At 40.3% G+C, this 18,206-nt stretch carries 14 protein-coding genes; 8 read left to right on the plus strand and 6 right to left on the minus strand.

Annotation, left to right across the window (positions count from 1 at the left end):
• The first annotated feature begins 332 nt into the window (after positions 1-332).
• The 5 genes from glmM (at position 333) to hpsP (ending at position 7,556) form a co-directional block, all read left to right on the plus strand.
• Complete coding sequence (gene glmM / locus NSMS1_RS18490) at positions 333-1,799, plus strand: phosphoglucosamine mutase (protein ID WP_224086240.1); 1,467 nt, start codon at positions 333-335, stop codon at positions 1,797-1,799.
• A 435-nt stretch (positions 1,800-2,234) separates the two neighbouring features.
• Positions 2,235-3,893: a hormogonium polysaccharide biosynthesis protein HpsL gene (hpsL, locus tag NSMS1_RS18495; RefSeq protein ID WP_224086241.1), complete on the plus strand. Its 1,659-nt coding sequence runs from the start codon at positions 2,235-2,237 to the stop codon at positions 3,891-3,893.
• Positions 3,894-4,025: 132 nt separating this feature from the next.
• Complete coding sequence (hpsN, locus tag NSMS1_RS18500; protein WP_224086242.1) at positions 4,026-5,042, plus strand: hormogonium polysaccharide biosynthesis glycosyltransferase HpsN; 1,017 nt, start codon at positions 4,026-4,028, stop codon at positions 5,040-5,042.
• 89 nt (positions 5,043-5,131) lie between these two features.
• A complete protein-coding gene (gene hpsO, locus NSMS1_RS18505; protein ID WP_224086243.1) occupies positions 5,132-6,307 on the plus strand; it encodes a hormogonium polysaccharide biosynthesis glycosyltransferase HpsO in 1,176 nt (391 codons plus the stop codon).
• A gap of 79 nt (positions 6,308-6,386) precedes the next feature.
• Positions 6,387-7,556, plus strand: a complete 1,170-nt coding sequence (gene hpsP / locus NSMS1_RS18510) for a hormogonium polysaccharide biosynthesis glycosyltransferase HpsP (protein WP_224086244.1) — start codon at positions 6,387-6,389, stop codon at positions 7,554-7,556.
• 46 nt (positions 7,557-7,602) lie between these two features.
• Here the strand turns inward: hpsP and NSMS1_RS18515 are convergent, their stop codons facing one another.
• The 3 genes from NSMS1_RS18515 to NSMS1_RS18525 are packed head-to-tail and all read right to left on the minus strand — an operon-like array spanning position 7,603 to position 11,214.
• Positions 7,603-8,715, minus strand: a complete 1,113-nt coding sequence (locus NSMS1_RS18515; protein WP_224086245.1) for a substrate-binding domain-containing protein — start codon at positions 8,713-8,715, stop codon at positions 7,603-7,605.
• 28 nt (positions 8,716-8,743) lie between these two features.
• Positions 8,744-9,469 (minus strand): hypothetical protein, encoded by a 726-nt coding sequence (locus tag NSMS1_RS18520; RefSeq protein WP_224086246.1) that lies wholly within the window; start codon positions 9,467-9,469, stop codon positions 8,744-8,746.
• 32 nt (positions 9,470-9,501) lie between these two features.
• Positions 9,502-11,214, minus strand: a complete 1,713-nt coding sequence (locus tag NSMS1_RS18525; RefSeq protein ID WP_224086247.1) for a VWA domain-containing protein — start codon at positions 11,212-11,214, stop codon at positions 9,502-9,504.
• A 363-nt stretch (positions 11,215-11,577) separates the two neighbouring features.
• On the opposite strand from NSMS1_RS18525, the gene NSMS1_RS18530 reads away from it, so the two are divergent.
• Positions 11,578-12,216 carry a peroxiredoxin gene (locus tag NSMS1_RS18530; RefSeq protein WP_224086248.1) on the plus strand — a complete coding sequence of 213 codons (639 nt, stop codon included), beginning with the start codon at positions 11,578-11,580 and terminating at the stop codon, positions 12,214-12,216.
• 182 nt (positions 12,217-12,398) lie between these two features.
• Positions 12,399-12,983: a Uma2 family endonuclease gene (locus tag NSMS1_RS18535; RefSeq protein WP_224086249.1), complete on the plus strand. Its 585-nt coding sequence runs from the start codon at positions 12,399-12,401 to the stop codon at positions 12,981-12,983.
• Positions 12,984-13,136: 153 nt separating this feature from the next.
• Here NSMS1_RS18535 and NSMS1_RS18540 read toward each other — a convergent pair whose 3' ends face one another.
• On the minus strand, positions 13,137-13,886 hold the full coding sequence (locus NSMS1_RS18540; protein WP_224086250.1) for a Ycf66 family protein: 750 nt from the start codon (positions 13,884-13,886) through the stop codon (positions 13,137-13,139).
• A gap of 305 nt (positions 13,887-14,191) precedes the next feature.
• Between NSMS1_RS18540 and gndA the strand changes: the two genes are divergently transcribed.
• Entirely contained in the window at positions 14,192-15,622 is a 1,431-nt protein-coding gene (gene gndA, locus NSMS1_RS18545) for an NADP-dependent phosphogluconate dehydrogenase (protein WP_224086251.1), read from the plus strand.
• 66 nt (positions 15,623-15,688) lie between these two features.
• Here the strand turns inward: gndA and NSMS1_RS18550 are convergent, their stop codons facing one another.
• On the minus strand, positions 15,689-16,855 hold the full coding sequence (locus NSMS1_RS18550) for a DarT ssDNA thymidine ADP-ribosyltransferase family protein (RefSeq protein ID WP_224086252.1): 1,167 nt from the start codon (positions 16,853-16,855) through the stop codon (positions 15,689-15,691).
• 5 nt (positions 16,856-16,860) lie between these two features.
• Positions 16,861-17,982, minus strand: coding sequence for a serine/threonine-protein kinase (locus NSMS1_RS18555; protein ID WP_224086253.1), 1,122 nt, complete (start codon positions 17,980-17,982; stop codon positions 16,861-16,863).
• Positions 17,983-18,206 lie beyond the last annotated feature (224 nt).

Here is an 18,206-nt window from a genome sequence, read left to right on the forward strand (position 1 = left end):
ACTAAATTAAATTTGTTTCAGTAACAATACTGATAAAAATCAAATTAAATTTCTTATTCAGAGAAAAATAATTATCATATAAAGTAAATCCAAAAGTATTTATTCATAGGTTGTGAATAAAGTGTAAAGTGGCATGAGTTTATCGATAGAGGTAAGCTTACTTCTTTCTTAAGTGACTTGCTTGGCTGTGTCATTCGAGGTAGGAGTAGGATAAGGCTGAAATCTAAAACAGAAAGCGAATTTTCTATTAGTCTCAGTAGTCAGCATTTGAAATTTATCAAACTGACGTTAAATTAATAATTTTTAGTGTGATGTGTGGAGTGTAAAAAATAATGGTTTCATCTATATCTAGAAGCTATATCAGAGAAGTTACACCTGAATCTAAGGGTTTAGGAAAAGTAGTAGAGGGCAGTTTTGCACCCAGTATGATATCTTTACCCGCTACGCCTTTGTTTGGTACGGATGGTATTCGCGGCAAGGTAGGGGAATTATTAAGTGCGCCGTTGGCTTTACAAATTGGTTATTGGGCTGGTTTAGTTTTACGTAGCCATGCCAGTCAATTAGGCCCAGTCATACTAGGACAAGATTCTCGCAACTCTAGCGATATGTTGGCGATGGCTTTGAGTGCTGGTTTGACGGCTGCTGGTTTAGAAGTTTGGTATTTAGGGTTATGTCCTACCCCTTGTGTAGCTTATCTCACCAGCGTTAGTGAAGCTATTGGTGGCGTGATGATTTCTGCTAGCCATAACCCACCAGAAGATAATGGCATTAAGATTTTTAGCGCGAATGGTGGCAAGTTAGCCCAGGCTTTACAAGCAGAAATTGAAGATGGTTTAAGGGGAAATCTGCCTGTTCCAGCGATTCTCGGTAATTGCGGACGGCATTACTCAAGGCTAGAGTTAGTCAGAGATTATGGTGAAGCCTTAAAACAACCCCTGCAAGGCGCAGTAAATCTGCAAGGGATGAAGATTGTACTAGATTTAGCCTGGGGTGCAGCCGTTGGGTTAGCACCAGCAATATTTCAGGAAATGGGAGCAGAAGTTATTTGCTTACATAATGCCGCAGATGGCGATCGCATCAACGTTAACTGCGGTTCTACCCACCTAGAAATGTTACAAGCGGCTGTAGCTGAACATCATGCCGATGTTGGTTTTGCTTTTGATGGTGATGCCGATCGCGTTTTGGCAGTTGATTCCACTGGTCGTCCTGTAAATGGCGACTATATCCTCTACCTGTGGGGATTGCATCTCAAACAACAAAACCAACTGCCAGATAACTTAATTGTTTCTACAGTAATGGCAAATCTGGGTTTTGAGCGGGCTTGGCAACAACAGGGCGGTAAATTAATTCGTACAGCCGTCGGCGACCAATATGTGCAAGCCGAGATGGTCAAAACTGGGGGAATGTTAGGAGGTGAACAATCAGGTCATATCCTCTGCCGCCATTATGGGATGACTGGTGATGGTGTGTTAACCGCTTTGCATTTGGCAAGTTTGGTCAAACAAGCTGGTGTTTCCTTAACCGAATTGGTAGACCAAAGCTTCCAAACCTATCCCCAATTGTTACGGAATGTGCGAGTGGTAGACCGCGATCGCCGTTTAAACTGGCAAAATTGCGAACCAGTACAACAAGCGATCGCCCTAGCCGAGACTGCAATGGGTGATGCTGGTAGAATCCTAGTCCGGGCTTCTGGTACAGAACCTGTGATTCGAGTCATGGTAGAAGCCGCTAACGCTGAACTCGCTAACCATTGGACTAGTGAATTAGTTGCCCAAGTACAGCAGCATTTAACACCATAACATCACCAATAGAGGCGCACAGACATACGCCTCTACTCAGTTTTCACCAATTCATAAATTTATTACAAATTACTTACAATATCCTAGTAAAATTGGCTCTAGTTAAACACTAGGGCTTATACTAACATGATAATATTTACGTATTAAATATACAGTAATAATTACACTGAGAGATTAAAAAGACTAAAACTCTCTTGACCACTTTTAAATCAAAGCCGCCACTAAGTAAATATTAATTTATATCTACGCAACAAAAGTATTTATAGGGTAATCAATGCCCACTTTAGTAAGTTTATTTATAAAACTATTGTTTTAAATATAAACGGGAACAAGAGAGAATCAATTAATTACCAATATAAAAAGATGAACGTAGATAAATTTTTACTTCAGTTCAGTGAACCCTGTAAAGGCTAAGTAATAAATTACAATGCACCTATGGCAGTAACAAAATCAAAATCTAAGCGTTCTCAGAAATCAACCAAGAAGTCACAGGTTGACACCCCTAGCCTGAGTATCAAAGAACAGCTAGCACAAAAGCGTAAAGCAGCACAAGCCCGTAAAGAACTCATTAGCACAATCACTACTGTTACTTTTGTCAGCTTATTTGCAGGACTGGTAGCGTTTTTAGTTAGTGATATTAAAACAGCAGTTCCTGTTGTCTTAGGGATCATAATCATGACCCTGTGTTATAAATATCCGCTTATGGGGATGGTAGCATTTTTAATATATGTACCTTTTGGCGGAACCATCACTTACTACATTGGTAACAGTCCAATTTTGCAACTAGCAAAAGATACTTTCTATTTTCCCGCACTAATTGCTATTTGGCAGGCTTGTCGTCGGCAAAATTTACCTTTAATTGTTCCCCAAGCTATTAGAACACCACTTTTTATTTTGTTAGGTGTGTGTCTTTTAACATTGTTATTTGTCAATGGCGCACAGCAATTTAGTCCTCCTGATTCAGGCCCATTTAGACAAGCCAACAATGGAATACCTTTAGGTATGGGTATTTTAGGGTTAAAAGTACTTATAGGTTATTTACCTTTAATAGGCTGTGTCTATTACTTAATGAAGGACAAAAAAGATTTCCTCTTTATATCGCGTCTCCAAGTTGTCCTTATACTTATCTGTTGTGGATTAGGTATTTTTCAATTTTTACTACTACGGGCTGGGATATGTGAAGGTACTAGATATGCTACGGGGGATGCTTTATTTAAGGCAACATTAGAAGCCAGATGTTACGTAGGTGGTTCTTTAGTTTATAGCCCTGATCAGGGAATGATTAGACTACCAGGAACTTTTGTTGCACCTTGGCAATGGGCATGGTTTTTAATTTCTAGCACTTTTTTGGCTTTTGCTACAGGTTTCTCTGATCCTTCCGTAATTTGGCGGTTAATTAGTCTAGGATCTATGGCTGGTATATTTATTAATGCAGTTATATCCGGGCAAAGAATCGCTTTGGTGTTAGTACCTGTTTGTTTTGTAATTCTGCTTTTCTTGACAGGTCAAATAGGTAATTTGAAACGCTTTATTCCTATAGGTGCAGGGTTAGCGTTTTTGTTAGCAATTGCAGTGTTCTCTAACCCTACGGTTGTTCAAGAAAGATTAGATAGCTTAACTAGTCGCTGGGCAGCTTCGCCACCGCAGGAGTTTATCGTTCAACAATTTGAGGATTCGCTTAGGAGTTCAAATAGTATTTTAGGGAATGGCTTGGGTCGAGCTACTAACTCTGCACGGACTTTAGGCCCCACAAGGTTGATTGAAACTTACTATCCTAAACTACTGTATGAAGTGGGCATAGTAGGTACACTGGCTTTTCTAGCATTAGTTTCTACAATTACTTTTGTAGCTTTTAAAACGTATAGGTCAATAAAAGACAAAAGCTTACGCACTTATGGGGCTGCTTTATGGGTGTTTATCTTGTTTATTAGTTACAACACTTATTACTATCCTCTAGACGTTGACCCGGTAGCCGTCTATTACTGGTTCTTTGCTGGAATGTTGTTTAAATTACCAGAAATAGGTAAACAAGAGAAAGAAGATGCTAATCCTCAACAAAAGAATAAGAAGAAACGTCTACAACTAAAACTTTGATAAAAAGCCTATCCAAGAAAGGATAGAGCTAAAAAGACTGACATACGCAGTGCAAATAAACTACACTCTCAGTAGGTACAAAATAGATATGGCAATCTCAGCAACCAAATCTTAACTAGGTAGAAAAGTTATATGGGTAATTTGCCTTTGATTACCGTAGTCATACCGACCTACGGACGAGAGGAACCGCTAAGAGATAGCATTGTAGATATTCTTAATCAGAATTATCTCAACTATGAGGTTTTGGTAGTAGACCAGTCGCCAACACATAAACCAGAAATTCAAGCTTATTTAGAAGAAGTAGCAGCAGCCGGGAAAATAAAATGGTTTCGCCTTAATTGGGCAAGTTTACCAGGCGCACGCAACTATGCTATACGGCGGTCATCTGGAGACGTAATTCTATTTATCGATGATGATGTCAAGTTAAAACCAGGATTTTTAGCAGCCCATGCGAAAAATTACATCGAAAATCCCGAAGTAGGGGCTGTTGCTGGGCGGGTATTTGACAGAATGAAATTAGGTGATTCTGGTGGAAAGTTGGAGATTGAATATTTACCACCAGAAGCGATGGACCCTGGAATTGCTTGGTATCACATTGACCTCGTACATACGATAAAACCCCAGCAAGTGTTAACAGCTAGGGGCTGTAATATGTCGTTTCGGCGAGAGACTTTCACTAAATATGGACTGAGGTTTGATGAAAGATTTCGCGGTAGTGCAGTCCGGGAAGAATCTGATTTTTGTCTCAGGTTCCGGCGGACAGGGTATAAAATTTGGTATGACCCAGAGGCGGATTTAATCCATTTAGGGGAAGAAACAGGGGGGTGTCATGATATTAGTACGCGATCGCTGCAATATCAATTCACCTTCTACCATAATCATTTCCTCTTAAGTTTGAAAAACCTCAACTTTAGCCAATGTCTACGCCTCTACTCACGTTTATTTGATTGTCACGTTTTGGGTCGTCCCCCTTGTCATAAAAGTGGTTCTCCCATCAAAATCCTTACCCGTGCAGTATTTTTCGTATTAGGTTTTTTCAACGCCTTGGGAAGCCTCATCCAATCACCTTGGAATGATGGTCAAATTTATACTCGTCTTGATAAAGAGTCAATAGTCATTAGTCAAGAGTCATTAGTTCATAGTAAATGACCACTAACCCCTGCGGGGAACAGCAGTTGCTACCAGTCGGGAAACCCACCCAAAGCACTGCCTCACAACTAACAACTAAATAAATATTTATGAGAATTTTAGTTGCCAGTCATACTTATATCGTAGACCTGAACTGCGAAAAACTCCGTGCTTTGTCTCAACTAGAACCAGGAATTGAAGTTACAGTTGTCGTCCCTAAAACTTGGAAACCTGGGGGTGTACAGAATAAAATTATTGAAACCGAATACCGTGATGAAGGTGCATTTAAAATAGTTCCGGTTTCTAATTTTAGTCAAAATCATCAAGGTCTACTCACGTTTGGGGCTGATTTAATTTCATTGTTGCGTGAGTTTCGCCCCCAAATACTACAAGCAGAACAAGGTTCTAGAGCGCTGGCTTATGCTCAATTGATTGTCTTAAACCAAATATTAGGGCTAAAGGCAAAAAATGTCTTTTTCACTTGGTGGAATTTACCTTACGCACTAAAACCACCAATTGCCCTATTAGAAAAATTTAATCTCAACAATAGCCACGGTATTATTTCTGGTAATCAAGATGGGGCTGAAATTCTCAAACAACGGGGATATAAAGGCCCTATTAAAGTTATGCCCCAGTTGGGTGTAGATGAAACTCTATTTACACCCAAAGCACAACCAGAATTAGCTGCCAAGTTGGGCATTAACATAGGTGAATTTGTTATTGGTTTCGTTGGACGATTTGTGCCAGAAAAAGGTTTACTGACACTGTTACAGGCATTAACTAAATTACCCTTAGAAAAACCTTGGAAATTACTATTATTAGGTCGAGGCCCATTACAAGAGGAATTAATTAAAATTGCTTCAGACAATAATATTCAAGATAGGGTTATTTTGGTAGAAAGCGTACCTCATAACGAAGTAGCCAACTATATTAATTTAATGAGTACTTTGCTACTTCCTTCAGAAACAACTTATCAATTTAAAACTTTAACTGCTGCTGGTTGGAAGGAACAATTTGGTCATGTATTAATCGAGGCAATGGCTTGTCAAGTCCCAGTTATTGGTTCTGATTCCGGCGAAATACCTCATGTAATTGGTGATGCGGGTTTAGTCTTTCCTGAAGGTGATGTCCAAGCATTAGCTAACTGTTTATTACAACTGATGGAAAACCCATATTTAACTCAAGAACTTGGTGAAAAAGGTTATCAAAAATCTATGGTGCAATACACAAATAAAGCCTTAGCCAAGCAACAATATGAGTTTTACCAAGAATTAGTTAATATTTAGATAAACTCTTCTCTGTGCCTTTGTGCCTCTGTGGTGAAATTAAACACAGAGGCACAGAGACACAGAGTTTTAAACAAACATGAAAATTCTCCAAATTGTTCCTTCAATTTCTTTGATTTATGGCGGCCCTAGTCAAATGGTATTAGGGTTAGCACCTGCGTTAGCTAAAGCTGGGGCGGAAGTGACAGTAATTACAACTGATAGTAATGGTGATAGTGGTCAAGAACCTTTAGATGTACCGTTGAATGTTCCTATTAAACAAGATGGTTATGAAATCATCTATTTCCGTTGTTCTCCATTCCGCCGTTATAAGTTCTCTTTGGATTTACTCAAATGGTTAAATGTTCACGCTCATGAATATGATATAGCTCATATCCATGCTTTATTTTCTCCTGTAAGTAGTGCGACGGCTACTGTATGCCGTTTCAAAAAACTACCTTATATTTTGCGACCATTAGGAACTCTTGACCCGGCTGATTTACAGAAGAAAAAGCAATTAAAAAAGTTATATGTAGAAATTATCGAACGGCGTAATTTAGCTGGTGCAGCAGCAATTCATTTTACCAGTGAACAAGAAGCAAAAATATCTGCAAGATTTGGCGTAAATACCCATGATTTAGTTATTCCTTTGGGTGTTATCGCTTTGCAAAAACCAGCAGATAATGCAGTGCTGAATAAATTAGGAATACCTCAAGGTGTGCCATTAATATTATTTATGTCGCGGATTGAACCTAAAAAGGGTTTAAATCTATTAATACCTGCTTTAGAAAAGTTACTCGCCTCTAATAATAACTTTCATTTTGTCTTAGCGGGAACTAACCCCCAAGACCCAGATTATGAACAACAAATAAAAGACCAAATTACTAATTCATCACTGCGATCGCACACTACGATTACAGGCTTTGTTACTGGTGAATTAAAAGCTAGTTTACTACAAGTAGCCAATCTATTCGTCCTCCCTTCCTACTACGAAAACTTTGGTATCGCCGTAGCTGAAGCAATGGTTGCAGGTATACCCGTAGTCATTTCCGATCAAGTGCATATCTGGGAACAAGTGCGTGATAGCAACTCAGGCTGGGTAGGCAAAACAGAGGTAGAATCACTTGTGGAATTATTACAACAAGCACTACAAAATCCCCAAGAACGCCAACGTCGAGGACTAAACGCCCAAAATTATGCCTTACAAAATTTTAGCTGGGATGCGATCGCCCAACAAATGATTCAAGCGTATCGGGAGGTGAGGGAGTAGGGGAGATGAGGGAGATAAGGGAGAATAACAACTGTCAACCAACTGACTAATTCGCTCTTTCCCATAGCCGTTGAATTTCGGTGATAGTTTCTGCGTTTGGTGGTGGTATGGTTTGTACGGTTGGTTTTACCTCAGCACCGGGAATATTTTGATTCCAGGGACTTTTCGGTACAGATTTTAAATCAACAGCATCATTTACCGGACGAAAACCATACTCAACCAATACAGACTGTTGTGCAGGTTGGGTTACAAAGTCGAGGAACTTCTTGGCTGCATCTGCCTTTCCTGAGTCAACATCCCGGCGGACAATGGCGGCTGTGGCTGTGGATTCAATCGAAGGATTGAGATAATAAATTTGATAAGGTCTACCACTACTTGCACTTGACTGTTGCCAGCGATAAAGGGCTACACTCTCGTATACTGTAGCTACATCAGCATCATTGGGGCCTCTAGTAATAAACTCTTGCAAGAGAATATCTGTAGAACGGGGTGGCTGATAAACTGATTTTTTCACTAAACTAAACAAAGACTGCACAGATGGGTTATTGAAACTATTATTATTAACTTGTCCGCCTAATTTTGCTTGTGTCCACAGGTTTAACGTTACCTGACCGCTATTAGAACGGGTGGGGTCTGTAGTAACAAAATCAAAGCTACCCCAGTCACTAGAACCACCAATTTTTTGCCAGTTACTAGCCTGCATAGCTTGTTCGACTCTTTGCCATTGAAAGCGGCCATCGGGAAACAGAACTTTACCCCTTTCCTGCCAAGCTATAGCCACCAATATGGTTTTAGCTATAGGTCGAGGCGAGTCGTAAAAGGGGGAAGTGTTATCAGTGGCGCGGAGGCGATCGCTTAATTCTGTTAAAATTTCCCCATTAGCGGGAATTAATACAGTTGGTTTAAAATCATTTTTTTGGTCAATATATTTATTGACCATATCCTGGGAACCTTGAAATTTTAGTTCCAATTTAATATCTGGATGTTCCTGCTGAAACTTGGTTGCTAACTGTTGTAATGGTTCTTGTAATTCTGTTCCACTGACAATAATTACAGTTTGTTGTGACCCAGGCAGTGGGACATAAGTGAAAACTAATGATGCAGCAAGAATTGCAGTGGATGTATAAACTTGGGAAGACTTGGACTTTTTCTTAGCCATAAAATTACTTTCTCATCTTGGTTATCTATTATTTACGAACCAACAAATCGAGATTTTCTGTTAGGCTATTTAGTTCATCACTCAGTAAAATCATGCCATTAATTTGCTCAGAATCGCTCAAGTCTGAGTTACGTATTTTTGTTTGCAAACGCTGTAATAAACCCGCCGAATCTTGAATCAGAGTATAAATATTTATAATTCTTGCAAGTCTAGTATCTTCACCCTCTTTTGTTAATTTTATATTCCGTTGCAAACTATCTGCTAATTGTTGCCAATGTTGTTTAGCAACCCCAGAACTAGATTGAATTTTCTGTTTAACTTCCTGCAATTGTTTTTGCAATGTATCAACTGATAGTAAAGAGTTATTACCATTGATATTCCATACTAGATTATCAATTTTGCCAGGGATTTCAACAAGGCGATCGCCACTCATTTGAATCCCTGCTAAAAGTTCCAATTGAAAAGCATCTGTAAGTAATTTCTTCGCTTCCAATTGTAACTCATTCGCTTGATTAACCAAGGCTAAAGCCGAGACTTTTACATTATTAATTTCCAGTTCCAACTCTGGATTATTTAACTCTAAATACTGTGGTTCCCGTGAATTGAAAAAACTAGCTCCAGCAACAGTAATTCCCACCGCCACAGGAATTATTACCAAACTCGGCAACCGTAAAAACCTCACCCCAACAAATAAACTCACCCCTCCAATAAACACAGCTACCGGATAATAAAATGGATTCGCTAACTTCACCATAATCTCAAAACCCTCAGCGCCTACATCTGTGTTTAAAATTCCACCTGCAAATTTGACATCAACCGCGAAATTGTTTCAGGATCACCCTTAGAATAGTAACCCCCATTTGATTCAGCAATTTTCTTTAAAGCATCGGGATTAAATTCCCCTTCTTTCCCATAACCAACGGTAAAAAAGCCGATGCGTTGGTCAGTAGAAAAACCACTCTTTTGTAATTCTGTTGATAGCTGATCTAAAGATATTTCAGAACTAGAATCTTCACCATCAGTTAAGATTAAAACTGCATTAATTGCCTCTGGACGACGATTTTTCTGTAACCAATTCCGCGCTTGCAAAGCAGCATCATATAATTTTGTGCCACCATCAGCCTTGAGACTACTAATAAATTGCAAACCGCGATCGCGTCCTGCGGGAGTACCATCAACTAATACAGGCTCTCTAATTTGTGAGTCAAAATCAATTAAAGCAATTTGCTCTTTTTTGCCCAAATTCTTAATATAATTTTGTAGAGTATTTTGGACGGCTGGTAACTTATTACCCTCCATCGACCCAGAAGAATCAACCACAACCACAACCAAAGATGGTTTTTTAGAAGCTTCTTGCCAAGACTTCAGCATTGCATCCACGACTTCCGGCTTTGGTGGTCGCAGAGAATCATACTTTGCCTGTGCTACTACACCAAACTCAGGAGAAAACTTTGCCCCCAAAGCTACCCCAGGTGTTCCCGGACGTAAACCTAAGTCAGTGGCAATTTTTTGTGTATCAGGCGATCGCCAATAAGTGATAAACTTGTCCGCAGCCGCCTTCTCATTAGCATTCACCCAAGGCGCATTAGGCACAATAGCCCTCATATTAGAAGTAAATGTGGACTTGGGATAAACCGCCTCATAACGCTCCTGTCCCGGTTGCAAGCTAGAATTGGCAGCAATGACGCTAGATTCATACACCGACCCTACAGAAGCCCAAAAAGGCCCATTCTTCACCATTGCTTGGGCGAGAGAATTGGTAGAAACCCCATAACGAGTAATCTTGCTTTGAATTTGCTGAATTTGCGGCTGAAATTTCTGCACATCAGCCAGCGTCAAATCTTCTGGACGCTTACCAGAAACACTAGTATATTGCGCTACTAATGTTTGCAAACCCGAATTAGAACGAGTTGGTGCAGTATGGACATAATTAACTGTGATAGATGGTGCAGTCGGATCGATATCTTTGTGAGTTTTTGCCGTTACCAAAGCTTTGTAAGGATCTGGAACCTTACGTAAACCAGAGGCTACATCTGCCTGTGCCATAAACACCATTGGCGTATTAGCCAACAATGGTGCGTCAGTAATTTCGGGAATATAATTCTGCCCAGGAAAAACTTGATTAATCCGATAAATTAACTGACTGTGATAAATATCGCCATCTAAAGAGATTATTGTCGGAAATTCATCTGATTCCTCGTCTAAAGTCCCATTCTTCAATCTAGTTGCCAAATTTACCAACTTGGTAACGATATCACCACTACCCTGTGCTTCACACTCCACCCGAAAAGCATTACCATTATCTAACTTGGGTTGCGTTGCATTAAAATTTTTTGCGGCTTGGTTACAAAAGTCTCCTAAAGCACTACCTACCAAAACTTTGATTTTTAAACCCGTAAAATTATCCGTTGAGTTCGATGCACTGGTACAAGCGGTTAGTAACAGAACACTCCCAACCACTACGAGGCACTTATTTAACCAAGACCCTTTGCGAATCATGTATTTATCCTAGTATGCCGTTTATGCAAAATCTCGACATTATATAACTAGTAACGATTCATTTATTAACACAATCCATGCAAATTAGTGTCAAATGGCACTAATTACCAAAAACCACAAATCTTGACCCAACGATTCCAGAAAATTAGTCAAACAAATTAATTAACCACCAGGAAAAAAGTCATCCTATTTATGTAATAATCAGAACTCGCCAGTGTTATTCCCCATCAAAACAGTCTGCTTGAGGGTTGAGAAATTAAAATTTTGTTAAAAACTACTTAAAGCCGATGGGGAAACCGATATTTGTTGATCGTTATGGCAAGATAGAATACACAGGCCTTACTTAACTACAGGGAATCTCTTATGGCTCTCCGTCTTGGTGATACAGTACCCAACTTTACACAAGCCTCCACACACGGCGATATAGATTTTTACGAATGGGCTGGTGACAGCTGGGTTGTGCTGTTTTCACACCCTGCTGACTACACCCCAGTTTGCACAACAGAATTAGGCACAGTTGCCAAACTCAAACCAGAATTTGACAAGCGTAATGTTAAAGCGATCGCCCTCAGCGTTGATGATGTAGAATCGCATAAAGGCTGGGTAGGTGATATCGAAGAAACTCAAAGCACCACCCTCAACTATCCAATTTTGGCAGACGCAGATCGTAAAGTTTCTGACCTTTACGACATGATTCACCCCAACGCTAACGCAGCCGTCACAGTACGCTCTGTATTTGTGATTGATCCCAACAAAAAACTGCGCCTCACCTTCACCTATCCCCCCAGCACTGGACGCAACTTTGACGAACTGTTGCGAGTAATCGATTCCTTGCAACTCACCGACAACTACAGCGTAGCGACCCCAGCCGATTGGAAAGATGGTGAAGATTGCGTAATTGTTCCTTCCCTCAAAGACCCAGAAGTCTTAAAAGAAAAATTCCCCAAAGGCTACAAAGAAGTTAAACCCTATCTGCGTTTAACACCCCAGCCTAACAAGTAATACCAATTCAAAATTCAAGAACTTATAACTTACAAGAGTTTCTGAGTTTTAGATAATTGGTGTAAACCCAAAAACCAATCCCATCTATATTTAAGACGCAAAGAAGCAAAGTTTAATCTTCGCCTCTTTGCGTCTTTGCGTCTTTGCGTGAGAATAAAAATAAATCCGTTGGGCAAAGCATCATGCTATCATCACCCTTAATAATTCAAATTCCGCCATCAATGCAAATGACAGACGAGCAGTTTTTTGAGTTCTGTCAAATCAACCGTGACTTACAAATTGAGCGCGATAAATTTGGACACATTTCAATCATGCCGCCTACAGGTTCAGAGACAGGAAATCGTAACTTTAATGTAGCTTTACAGCTAGGGGTTTGGTCAGAGAAAGATGGTACAGGTCTTTGCTTTGACTCCAGCGCAGGATTTACATTATCAACAGGAGCAGAACGTTCTCCCGATGCCTCATGGATAAAATCAGAACGATGGAATAGTCTCACACCCCAACAGCAACAAAGATTTGCGCCAATATGTCCTGATTTTGTCGTAGAACTGCGATCGCCTAGTGATAACCTGCAACCCCTCAAAGATAAAATGACAGAATATATGCAGGAACCAGGGGTACAGTTAGGCTTGTTAATTGATAGAAAAAATCGTCAACTATATATTTACCGCCCTCAACAACCACTTCAATGTTTAGATAATCCTGACACAGTTAGCTGCGACCCTGAACTACCAGGATTTGTCTTAAATATGACTAAAATTTGGTAAATAAAAACTTTTATAAATTGAAACCCAATACTGTGTTCCATCAACACTGAGTTCTATTTCAATAATATTAATTTCTATTCAAAAATAATTATTGAGGAATAGGAAAGGCAGTAATCAACAAATGATCCTACTCCCTATTCCCCGCTCCCCGTATTAGCTAGTCGGCGGCAATGCTTCCGGTGGTGCTTCTGCGGGGGGAGCAAGTACCGCATCAGGCGCAATTTCTTCTACAGGTATGGGTTCCTTATCTTCCGGTTCAGGATGTGGCTGTGCAGCTTCCACCAATTCAGGGGATGGGGGATTAGGTGGAATAACTTCTGGGATCACTTCCGTTGTAGATTCTGTCTTAGTAGCAACATCTACCACTGGAGTTTCCACTGTAGGAGAGGTTTCAATAGTAGTAACTGCCTCCTGAGTTGGTTGTTCTGTTTTATCGATAATCTCAACAGATGGTTTTTTTGTACTTGCTGTTGGGGTAGTTGTAGCTTTTTTAGTATCTGTCTTTTGTGCCTTATTTTTCAACCCTCCCAAGGTGTTGCCAATACCTTGCTGTAACTGAGCAACTTTTTCTTGTAAAGAGAATTTAGCTGCTTGTTCTTGGATAGTTGATTTTACAGCTTCAGCACTAGGAACGGCGGTTTGTTGTGCCTGTGGGGTTACTAAGCGACGTAATGAGAGAGTTTGCCAACCAAACCAGACTAACAGCGCCACACTAGCTATATGACCCAGTAATAATCCTCCAGTAATTTTCGGTGCAAACACCCACAAAACTAGAGCATAAAAAAGTCCTACTCCACTCCAAATAAAATCATTCTTGCGGTGGATTTCGGGGAAGAAGAAAGCTGAAATGTATATTGCTAAACTACCAAGGCCAACCACCAAGGCTAGGATATTTGCCAGCATTTTATAGGTTACTCCTTTTGTTTGGAATTGGGGGTCTGGAACAGTGGACAGTTGACAGTGAAAAGTGAACTGTGGAAATAAGCTGACAACTGACAACTGTTCCCAGTACCTAACCCCCAACCCCCAATTTCGCAAATTTTACAAGTTAATTGCGGATTTGGATACAAATTAAAACTATTTATCTGTGTTCCCTGCGAGCTTTTATTCTGCAAATTAACTCTTAATGTCTTCTTTAGGGGAGAAGTGAAAAACTCGTTTTACCCTTAAAGATGAAAGAACCTGCAAGAGTTAGCCAAACATAGTTTATGACACTACAAAGCTTTGGTGTGATTGGTTTAGCCGTTATGGGCGAGAATATCGCTCTGAACGTAGAGCGTAATGGCTTCCCAATTGCAGTTTATAATCGTTCCAGAGAAAAAACCGATGCCTTCATGGCACAGCGTGCTGGCGGACGCAACGTTAAAGCTGCTTTCACCCTGGAAGAGTTTGTTGCTGCACTAGAACGTCCCCGCAAAATTCTAGTGATGGTGCAAGCTGGTAAACCAGTGGATGCAGTTATCCAACAGCTAAAACCCCTGCTAGATGAAGGCGATATCATCATCGACGGTGGCAACTCTTGGTTTGAAGATACCCAAAGACGGACTCAAGAACTAGAACCAGCAGGCTTACGCTTCCTGGGCATGGGTGTCAGTGGTGGTGAAGAAGGCGCTCTCAACGGCCCTTCACTGATGCCTGGCGGTACACAAAGTTCTTACGAGTATCTGTCACCCATTTTCAACAAGATTGCTGCTCAAGTCGATGACGGCCCTTGTGTTACCTACGTTGGCCCTGGTGGTTCTGGTCACTACGTGAAGATGGTACACAACGGCATTGAGTATGGCGATATGCAGTTGATTGCTGAAGCCTACGACTTGCTCAGAAATGCTGGTGGACTGAGTGCAAAAGAACTACATGAAGTATTTGCTGAATGGAATACTACCGACGAACTCAATTCTTTCTTGATTGAGATTACAGCGAATATCTTCCCCTACGTAGACCCAGACACTAAGCAACCCTTGGTAGACTTGATTGTTGACGCAGCAGGTCAAAAGGGTACTGGACGCTGGACTGTACAAACTGCTTTGGAATTGGGCGTTTCTATCCCCACCATTACCGCAGCCGTAAATGCTCGGATTATCTCTTCAATTCGAGATGAGCGGATAGCAGCATCTAAGCAGCTAACAGGCCCCAGTGGCAAGTATGATGGCTCTACCAAAGAGTTTATCAACAAAGTCCGGGATGCACTTTACTGCTCTAAGATTTGTTCTTACGCTCAAGGTATGGCGCTGCTATCCACAGCTTCTACCACATTTAATTGGAATTTGAATCTGAGTGAGTTGGCGCGGATTTGGAAAGGTGGCTGTATTATTCGCGCTGGCTTCTTGAATAAGATTAAGAAGGCATTTAACGAAAATCCCGCATTACCCAACCTGCTACTTGCTCCTGAATTTAAACAAACAATTCTCGACAGACAAACAGCTTGGCGGGAAGTCATTATTACAGCTGCTAAACTCGGTATCCCTGTACCTGCGTTTAGCGCCTCCTTAGATTATTTTGACAGCTATCGCCGCGATCGCCTACCCCAAAACCTCACTCAGGCACAACGCGACTACTTCGGCGCTCACACCTACCTGCGTACCGATAAAGCTGGCACATTCCACACCGAATGGGTTCCCATCACTGAAGCTAAAAAGTAAGCTTATCGTTTCCTGATTTCTCAACTTATTTTTTGGTGACTCTATATATTTAGGGTCACTTTTTTATTAATTTAGTAGATAATCAGCAGTTAAATATTGAGGCTCAAGTTGATTCTCTCTAGGAAGATAGATAGCAATTGGAATCCCTATATTATGTAAGTAACGACACATAACTGGTCCAACTTCAGACCAATTTAAGTTACCTAAACCGCAACCCAAAGCTGGCATTGCTAAAGATTGAATACCAAGTTCATGATAATTTTTCCTTACCCAGTCTAAACCGCCTTCAATGTCATCTAAACGGGAATTTTCTCGCCATTGTCTTTTCGTAGCAAATAACAAAAACCACTTTACAGCATTGGAACTTACAAGAGGGAGACTTAAATCAGCTAGTTCTTGGTCTAAGGAAGCCTCGCGTTTATAAAGATAGGGTTTTGTCGCAGTAAGTTGTTTATTTCGGCAAGCATCTTGATAAACTACATATACATCAGGAAACTGATATTTTGCCCGTGATGCTAATCCTTTACCCATTACGCCTTGAAGATTGACACTAATTGTTAAAGTTTGCATCTTGGAAAAGAACATATCCCCATCGATTAAGGAAATATTATTGCCAATCTTGGCAGCAGATATGGGTTGAAAGAACATATTGGGTTCAGGAATCACTGGTACTCTAGCTGAACCTATAAGTTTTTCTACCTGCTCTTTAGCTTTATAATCTGCTACAAAAATAGAATGAATTAGCTCTGGGCTAATCATTTCTGGCACTAAGCATTCAGCCATGATTTTGCGTTTTGAACCATCAAGCTCATTCCACCATTCATTTTGAATAATTTTCCATTGTTTCTTGAGTAGTTCTACACCTTCTTTAATAGGAAAGAATTGCGTTGGATCATTGGCAGCATTTCCATCTGTAATTAGTCCGCCTGCTGCTGTTAACACATCCGGTTTAACTCCAATAACTGCAATATCCCTTCTGTCTTTTTCATGAACTACCCGATACATCATGGGGTTACGCGGCTGGAAGTATAAATTAGCATACTCCCATAAACTACTCCTTGCAGGTGTAGCTTTATCTTTCCGTTTACTGACAATGCTACTGTCGTAAATTGGTGTGTATGAAACTGTTAATTCTTCAACTTTTTTGTGGGATAAAATTCCTCTTTGTAGTATTGAAGGTAAATTTTCAATGTGTGTGATGTAGTAGAGACTTTTAATATCTGATTTTGTCATTGAGTTTATACGTTATTATTACCAAGATATTTAGCTTTTAATTCCTCTAACTCTTTATCAATTTCACTTTTCTTGGTTGGGGTATTAGTTGTAGGCTGTGGTTGTATGTTTTGTGGTTTTGGTTTTCCTCCAACTAAAAATTGAGTTTTTAATTCTTCTAGTTCCAAATCTATCTGACTCTGGGTTTTAGCCATAGGTGCTGGTGGTGGTGCTGGATGATTTACCTTAGCTGGTGGATTTGGTACAGGAGAATGTTGATTTAAGTCTTTGAGAACTTCATCTACCGTTTGATAGCGTCTAGCAGGAATACTTTCTAACATTTTGTTGAGTACCTGCTGTAAATTATTGCTAACTGGCGTGGTTACATATTGCTGCCAAATCCAAGTATCGTTATTAGTGTCGTAGGAATCGAAAGGCGATCGCCCAGTTAATAAATTAATACAAGTTGCCCCTAAACTATAAATATCACTGGCAAATAAAGCTCTACCTCTCATCTGTTCTGGAGCCACATATTCTGGTGTACCGATACTTGTACCAGTGTGACTTAAGGCTGTACCAGTGGCAGATTTGGAAGCACCAAAATCTACTAAAACTAATTTGCGATCGCTACTACGTAAAATAATATTTTCTGGCTTAATATCTCGGTGAATTACTTGTCTGGCATGACAAAATTGCAGAACAGGCAGTAAATCATGAAGTAACTGCCGAATCTGTGTTTCACTGAAAGCACCTTGATGTGCTAGTTCCTGGGCTAAATTTAACCCATCGATAAATTCTTGGACTAAATACTGGCGATCGTCTTGGGTAAAATAGGCTAAGAGTTCGGGTATCTGTAGATGTTTACCCAATTCATCAAGCTGCACAGCTTCTTGGTTAAATAACTCCACCGCCTTTTGGACTGTATTAGTACCTTGGGCTTGGGGGTAAAATTGCTTAATGACACAGCGAGGTTTAGACGGTTTATCCTCATCTACAGCCAAAAAAGTTCTCCCAAAACCACCTTGTCCAATAGGTTTAACGGCGCGGTAACGTTCTTTGAGGTGTAGCTTAGAACCGCAACTCAGGCAAAACTTAACATCATCAGAGTTTTCGGGTTTTGGACAACGGGGGTTAAGACAGTAACTCATTGGCAGGATGGCGTTTTTGTTCGCTCTTACTGTCTTTATTTTGCCCTGTACTAGCCAAGAGTGGTCATGTTTGCCAATTATCTATTTGAATACAGAAGGCATTACAGGTTGGTAATGATTGTTTACATAGTAAACGTTACCCATAATCTAAGTAAAGTTCTGTAAAACAGTAACAATTGTTGCTAATAGAACCTATTACTTGCGCTAGGATATCTGCACTAAGT

The organism is Nostoc sp. MS1, from assembly GCF_019976755.1.
Classification (GTDB): Bacteria; Cyanobacteriota; Cyanobacteriia; order Cyanobacteriales; family Nostocaceae; genus Trichormus.